The following is a 6681-nucleotide window of genomic DNA, read 5'->3' as shown; positions in this document are numbered from 1 at the left end:
CCGCCAGCCTCCCCCGTATCGTCGCCGCCAGCCTCATCGGCACCACCATCGAGTGGTACGACTTCTTCCTGTACGGCTCCGCCGCCGCGCTGGTCTTCAACAAGCTGTTCTTCCCCGGCTCCGATCCCCTCGTCGGGACGCTGCTGTCGTTCCTGACGTACGCCGTCGGGTTCGCGGCCCGCCCGCTGGGGGCGCTCGTGTTCGGGCACTACGGGGACCGGTTGGGGCGCAAGAAGCTGCTGGTGCTCAGCCTGGTGATGATGGGCGGGGCGACCTTCGCCATCGGCCTGCTGCCCACCCACGCGAGCGTGGGAACGGCGGCGCCCGTCCTGCTGACCCTGCTGCGCCTCGTGCAGGGCTTCGCGCTCGGCGGCGAATGGGGCGGCGCCGTGCTGCTGGTCTCCGAGCACGGGGACGCGCGACGGCGCGGGTTCTGGGCCTCGTGGCCCCAGACCGGCGCCCCCGCCGGGCAGTTGCTCGCGACCGGTGTCCTGTCGCTGCTCACCGCCGTCCTCTCGGACGACGCCTTCGGCACCTGGGGCTGGCGCATACCTTTCCTGCTCTCCGGCCTGCTGGTGATGGTCGGTCTGTGGATTCGTCTCTCTGTCGACGAATCTCCTGTGTTCAAGGAGGCGTTGGAGCGGTCGGAGTCCCGGCGCCGGCAGGGCGAGACGGAGAAGCTGCCGCTCGTGGCGGTGCTCCGGCACCACTGGCGGGACGTGCTCGTCGCCATGGGCGCCCGCATGGCCGAGAACATCAGCTACTACGTCATCACCGCCTTCATCCTCGTCTACGCCACCACCTCCGCCGGCGCCTCCAAGCAGACAGCGCTCAACGCCGTGCTCATCGGCTCCGCCGTGCACTTCGCGGTGATCCCCGCCTGGGGCGCGCTCTCCGACCGGGTCGGCCGGCGGCCGGTGTACCTGCTCGGCGCGGCCGGCATCGGGCTGTGGATGTTCCCCTTCTTCTCGCTGGTCGACACCGGGAGCTTCGGGTACCTGGTGCTCGCCGTGACCGTCGGGCTGATCCTGCACGGGGCCATGTACGCGCCCCAGGCGGCCTTCTTCGCCGAGATGTTCGCGACCCGGATGCGCTACTCCGGCGCCTCCATCGGCGCCCAGTTCGCCTCGGTCGCGGCCGGTGCGCCCGCCCCGCTCATCGCGACCGCGCTGCTCGCCGACTACGACAGCTCCACGCCGATCGCCCTGTACGTGATCGCGGCCGCCGTGCTGACGCTCGTCGCCGTGGGCGTGGCCCGTGAGACCCGGCACCGTGACCTCGCCGAGGTGACCGCCGAGGACGACGAGCAGGCCGGGACGAGCCCGGCGGCCGAGGCCCGGACCGTCTGACCGGCCCGCACGACGGCTCCCTGACCGGCCGGCCCCCGCGCGGGGGCCGGTCAGTGCCGTTCCGGTGCCGCCAGCCGGTGCAGGCGCAGGGCCAGTTGTATCTCCAGGGCGCGGGACGGGGTCTGCCAGTCCTCGCCCAGGAGGCGGCCCACGCGTTCCAGCCGCTGGGCGACCGTGTTCACGTGCACGTGGAGCGCGTCCTTGGTGCGGGCCGGGCTCATCCCGCAGGCGAAGTAGGCCTCCAGGGTGCGCAGCAGCTCCGTCCCCCGGCGCTCGTCGTACGTCACCACCGGCCCGATGGTGCGGCCGACGAAGGCGCCGATGTCCCGCTCACCGGCGAGGAGCAGGCCGAGGAAGCCGAAGTCCTCGGCGGCCGCGCCGTCACCGGCACGGCCGAGCAGGTGCAGGGCGTCCAGGCAGCGGCGCCCCTCGGCGTAGGCGGCGGTCACCGTGTCGGGATGGGTGGCGAGGCCGGTGACGGGGGCGGAGGCGCCGACGGTGACGGGCTGCTGGACGGCCGTGCCGAGGTCGCGCGCGGTGCGCCGGGCCAGGTCCGTGGCGGTGTCCGAGGCGGCGAGCGGGAGCAGCAGGACCGTGCCGCCGTCCCGGGCGGCGGCCAGGCCCTGCCGGGTGGCGGCGAGGTGGGACGCGGCGGACCACAGCCGGCGGCGGGCCGCGGCCTCCTCGTCGGCGTCGGACGCCGGGCCGTCGATCCGGGCGGCCAGGACGACATGGGTGGCGTCCAGGTCGGCGCGCAGGCGAACCGCGCGCTCGCGCAGCAGGCGGGGGTCCCGGTCGCGGGCGTCCAGGAGGTCGTCCAGCAGCTCGCCCCGCACGCGTCGTTCGGCCTCGGCGGCGGAGCGGCGGGCCAGCAGGAGCAGCGAGGTGACCATGGCGGCGCGTTCGAGCGTGCGCTGGTCCACCGGGTCCAGGTCGCGGTGGCCACGCAGGACCAGCGCGCCGAGCAGTTCACCGCCCGCGGCCACCGCGGCGATCCAGTCGCTGCCGTGCCGTACGGCGTGCCCCTCGGCACGGGACGCCTCGAGCGCGGCGGCCGGTGCCGTGTCGGCCTCGGTGAACTCCACCGTCCCGTCGAGGACTTCGGAGACGGCCGCGGCCACGTCGTGCACCCCGCCGCCGCGCAGGACGAGTTCGGCGAGCCGGTCGTGCACGTCGGAGGCGCGCTCGATGACGGCGCTGCGGTCGCGGATGATCTCGTTGGCCCGCTCGAGACCGGCCAGCGCCGCGCGGGTCTCGGTGAGCAGGTTGGCGGTGTCGATGGCGGCCGCGGCGAGCGCGGCGAACGAGCCGAGCAGGGCGATCTGCCCGCGTTCGAAGTGGCGGGCCCGCCGGTCCGAGGCGAACAGGACACCGATGACGTGCGGGCCGAGCATCAGCGGCACGCCGAGGATGGCGACCAGGCCCTCGTCCCGCACCCCGGCGTCGATGGCGTGGGTGTGCTGGAAGCGGGCGTCCTTGAAGTAGTCGTCGGTGACGTACGGCCGCGTGGTCTGGGCGACCAGTCCGCCGAGCCCCTCCCCCATGCCGAGGCGCAGTTGCTGGAAGTGGGCCGAGACGGACCCTTCCGTCACCCGCATGTAGGTGTCGCCGCGCCCCGCATCGTTCAGGGTGAGGTAGGCGACGTCCGTGCCCAGCAGCGAGCGGGCGCGCTGCACGATCGCCTGGAGGACGGCGTCCAGGTCTCTCAGTCCGGCCAGGTCGTGCGCGGTCTCGAACAGCGCCGACAGCTCCGCCTCGCGCCGCCTGCGCCCCTCGAGTTCGGACCGCACCCGCAGCGCGAGCAGCTTGGCCCGCTCCAGCGCGGCGACCCGGTCTGCCGGCCTCCCCTCCGCACGTGCGAGCAGCACCGGCTGCTCGTAGGCCTCCGCGGGGGCGTCGCGGGCCAGCAGTTCGAGGAACGGAGCCTCCGGGCTGCCGTCGGGCACGCCGGTGACGCCCCCGGTGCGGGGGCGCTCGGCCGGCTGGACGTGATCGCGAGACATGGTCACAGGATTCCGTATGGGCCGCCCGGCCCGTCAGGCCTGTGGAAAACTCCCCGGCCGGGCGCCGCGGGCCCGCTCAGTGGGCCGTCCAGCCGCCGTCGAGCACCAGCGAGGTGCCGGTGACGAAGGACGCCTGCGGGCCGCACAGGTAGGCCACGGCGTCGGCGACCTCCTCGGGTTCGATGAGCCGCTGGACGGCGCTGTCCTTCAGCAGGATCTCGGTCAGCACGCGCTCCTCGGGGATGCCGTGCGCCTGGGCCTGGTCGGCGATCTGCTTCTCCACCAGGGGGGTGCGCACATAGGCGGGGTTCACACAGTTCGAGGTCACACCGTGGGGGGCGCCCTCCAGGGCGGCCGTCTTGGAGAGGCCTTCGAGGCCGTGTTTGGCGGCCACATAAGCGGCCTTGTAGGCCGAGGCGCGCAGTCCGTGGACGGAGGACACGTTCACGATCCGGCCCCAGCCCTGCGCGTACATGTGCGGGAGGGCGCCGCGGATGAGCCGGAACGGCGCCTCCAGCATGACGGTCAGCACGGTGTGGAAGACGTCCGGCGGGAACTCCTCCAGCGGGCGGACCAGCTGCAGGCCGGCGTTGTTGACCAGCACGTCGGTGCCGGCGGCGGCGTGTTCGGCCGCGTCGAGGTCGGTGAGGTCCAGGACGTGGGGCTCGACCGTGCCCGGGAGGTCGCCGGCCCGTTCGGCGAGGGCGGTCAGCTCGGCCAGGCCCGCCGCGTCCCGGTCGACGGCTCTCACCTGGGCCCCGGCGGCGGCGAGCCGCAGCGCGCAGGCGCGGCCGATGCCGCCGGCGGCGCCGGTGACGAGGGCGGTGCGGCCGCCGAGGTCGAGGGGGGTGGAGGCGGCGGGGTGGGACCCGGGCAGCGGGCTGGACGAGGTCATGGCTCGACCCTAAGTCGGACCCACCCCTCACCACATGTGGTGGCCACCCATACTTCAGCCGAGGCTCATAGGGTCGAACCATGTGGGTGCCTCGGACATGGCCTGCTTGATCCGGAACACCGCGAACTCGTTCAGGTCGGGCAGCGCGTCGACCGCGAACCAGCCCACCTCCAGCGACTCGTCGTCGTTCACGCGGGCCTCGCCGCCGGTGGCCCGGCAGCGGAAGGTGATGTCCATGTACTGGCAGACGTCCCCGTTCTCGTAGGTGACCGGTTGCAGGGCCTGGACGAGGACGACCCGCTCGGGGACGCAGTGCACGGCCGCCTCCTCGAAGACCTCCCGCACCGCGCAGGCCGCGGGCTGCTCGCCCGGGTCGGGGATCCCGCCGAGCACCGACCACTTGCGCGTGTCGGAGCGCCGGTTCAGGAGCACCCTGCCCTCGTCGTCGAAGACGATCGCGGTGACCCCGGGGAGCCAGAGCAGCTGGTGGCCCGCGGAAGCCCGGAGCGTGCGGATGAATTCGGGAGTAGCCATGGGGCCGACCCTAACGGGTGGCCCCATGGCCACCCGTTTCCTCACCAGGGGCGTACCGCCGTCGTACGGACACGCGCCGGTTACGCGCGGGCGGCGCGCCGCCCGCGCAGTCCGGAGCCGATCGCCCAGCCCAGACCGCCCGCCGCGACCAGCACCAGGGCGATCTCCGGCAGGACGCCCAGCTCGGTGGCGGGCGTCTCGGAGGTGCGCAGCGGCACCTTCTGGACGAGGTAGGCGGGCACGAACATGCCCGTCTTCCGGGTGATCCGCCCGTCGGGCATGATGACGGCGCTGACGCCGCTGGTGACCGGCACGGTCACGGTCCGGCTGTGCTCGACGGCGCGGATGCGGGACATGGCGAGCTGCTGGTAGGTCATCTCGCTGCGGTCGAAGGTGGCGTTGTTGCTCGGTACGGAGATCATCTCGGCGCCGTGGGTGACGGTGTCCCGCACGGCCCAGTCGAAGGCGGCCTCGTAGCAGGTGGCGAGGCCGACCTTGGCGCCGCGGATGTCGAACACGCCCGGCTCGCTGCCGCGGCTGAAGTCCTGGCGGACCATGCCGGTCCAGTTCTTGTTGATGGCGCCGACCAGCCCGCGCAGCGGGAGGTACTCGCCGAACGGCTGCACCTGGCGCTTGTCGTAGGTCTGGCTCGGTCCCTTGACCGGGTCCCACAGGATCTGCTCGTTGAGCAGCCTGCCGTCCTTCTCGACGACCCCGCCGACCGAGATGGGCACCCCGACGGCCCGGGCGGCACCGCTGATGACGGCGGCGGCGTCGGGGTTGGTGAAGGGGTCGATGTCGGAGGAGTTCTCCGGCCACAGCACGTAGTCCGGCCGGGTGGCCTTGCCCGCCTTGATGTCGGCGGCCAGCTTCAGGGTCTCCCGGACGTGGTGGTCGAGGACGGCGCGGCGCTGTGCGCTGAACTCGAGCCCGGCGCGGGGCACGTTGCCCTGGATGAGCGCGACCGTCGCGGTGCCGGCCTCCGCCGTGTCGCTCACCAGCGGGCGGGCAGCGAGCGCTCCGGCCACCGGGACGGCCACGCTCAGCAGGGCGGCGGCCGCGGCCCCGCGCCCGAGGACCCGGGTGCGGCGCCGCTCGGCGATCAGCCGCCCGGCCTCGTACAGGCCGAATCCGCACAGCACCACGGCGAAGCCGAGCACCGGGGTGCCGCCCACCGCGGCGAGCGGCAGGAACACGCCGTCCGCCTGGCCGAAGGCGATCTTGCCCCAGGGGAAGCCGCGGAACGGCACGCGCGCGCGTACCGCCTCTCCGGCGATCCAGATCGCGGCCGCCCACACCGGCCAGGCCGGCAGCTTGGAGACCGCCGCGATGCCCACGCCGACCAGAGCCACGAAGATCGCCTCGATGGCGACCAGCGCGAGCCAGGGGCCGGGTCCGACCTCCACTCCGGTCCACACCAGCAGGGGCAGCAGGAAGCCGAGCCCGAACAGGTAGCCGAGCCCCAGCGCGGCCTTCCAGGTGCGGCCGCGCAGCACCCAGGCGAAGCCCGCGAAGGCGGGCAGGGCCAGCCACCACAGGGTGCGCGGCGGGAAGCTGATGTAGAGGAGCACTCCGCAGAGCACGGAGGCGAGGGCCGGGACCAGACGCACCAGCCGCCGGCCGCGCGCGGCGGGCGCTGAGGACGGCTGGAGCTGGTCCGACTGGTCCACGGAGGTTGCGGTGACGGTCACCCGGGGAGTGTACGGCGGTTGACGCCGCCGCCGACAGCACGGGCTGTCGGGCCCCCGCCCGCACCGGGACCGGGCCGGAAGCACGACCTTTCGCGCAACTCGTACCCAAAGCGGTCATCAGCCGTTACGGTGTGCCCAGCCTCAGCGGTGCGGCCGTTTCCGGTGCGCGCGGCCGGGGCCTGCCACAGGTCGGGGGACCGGGGTGCGAG

The 6681-nt window shown here is 73.7% G+C and carries 5 protein-coding genes; 1 reads left to right on the top strand and 4 read right to left on the bottom strand.

Annotated features, from left to right (window positions below):
* Positions 1–1349: MFS transporter (locus V7E45_RS37685; protein ID WP_333778780.1), on the top strand; the 1349-nt coding region annotated here is incomplete at its 5' end.
* Positions 1350–1399: 50 nt separating this feature from the next.
* Here the strand turns inward: V7E45_RS37685 and V7E45_RS37680 are convergent.
* The 4 genes from V7E45_RS37680 to lnt all read right to left on the bottom strand — a co-directional run bounded on the left by V7E45_RS37680 (position 1400) and on the right by lnt (position 6472).
* Positions 1400–3352, bottom strand: coding sequence for a helix-turn-helix domain-containing protein (locus V7E45_RS37680; RefSeq protein ID WP_333778779.1), 1953 nt, complete (start codon positions 3350–3352; stop codon positions 1400–1402).
* Between the two features lie 76 nt (positions 3353–3428).
* On the bottom strand, positions 3429–4247 hold the full coding sequence (locus V7E45_RS37675; RefSeq protein ID WP_333778778.1) for a 3-hydroxybutyrate dehydrogenase: 819 nt from the start codon (positions 4245–4247) through the stop codon (positions 3429–3431).
* A gap of 54 nt (positions 4248–4301) precedes the next feature.
* Positions 4302–4781 carry an NUDIX hydrolase gene (locus V7E45_RS37670; RefSeq protein WP_333778777.1) on the bottom strand — a complete coding sequence of 160 codons (480 nt, stop codon included), beginning with the start codon at positions 4779–4781 and terminating at the stop codon, positions 4302–4304.
* Between the two features lie 80 nt (positions 4782–4861).
* On the bottom strand, positions 4862–6472 hold the full coding sequence (gene lnt, locus V7E45_RS37665; RefSeq protein WP_333778776.1) for an apolipoprotein N-acyltransferase: 1611 nt from the start codon (positions 6470–6472) through the stop codon (positions 4862–4864).
* Between the last annotated feature and the right edge of the window lie 209 nt (positions 6473–6681).

This window comes from Streptomyces sp. IBSBF 3136, assembly GCF_036815105.1.
Classification (GTDB): domain Bacteria; phylum Actinomycetota; class Actinomycetes; order Streptomycetales; family Streptomycetaceae; genus Streptomyces.
The sequence above is the reverse complement of the archived record's forward strand: the minus strand, read 5'-3'. Positions and strand labels throughout refer to the sequence as shown.

Coding starts and splice junctions, on each gene's coding strand:
- V7E45_RS37670 (WP_333778777.1), bottom strand. CDS start 4,781: ATGGCTACTCCCGAATTCATCCGCACGCTCCGGGCTTCCGCGGGCCAC.
- V7E45_RS37680 (WP_333778779.1), bottom strand. CDS start 3,352: ATGTCTCGCGATCACGTCCAGCCGGCCGAGCGCCCCCGCACCGGGGGC.
- V7E45_RS37675 (WP_333778778.1), bottom strand. CDS start 4,247: ATGACCTCGTCCAGCCCGCTGCCCGGGTCCCACCCCGCCGCCTCCACC.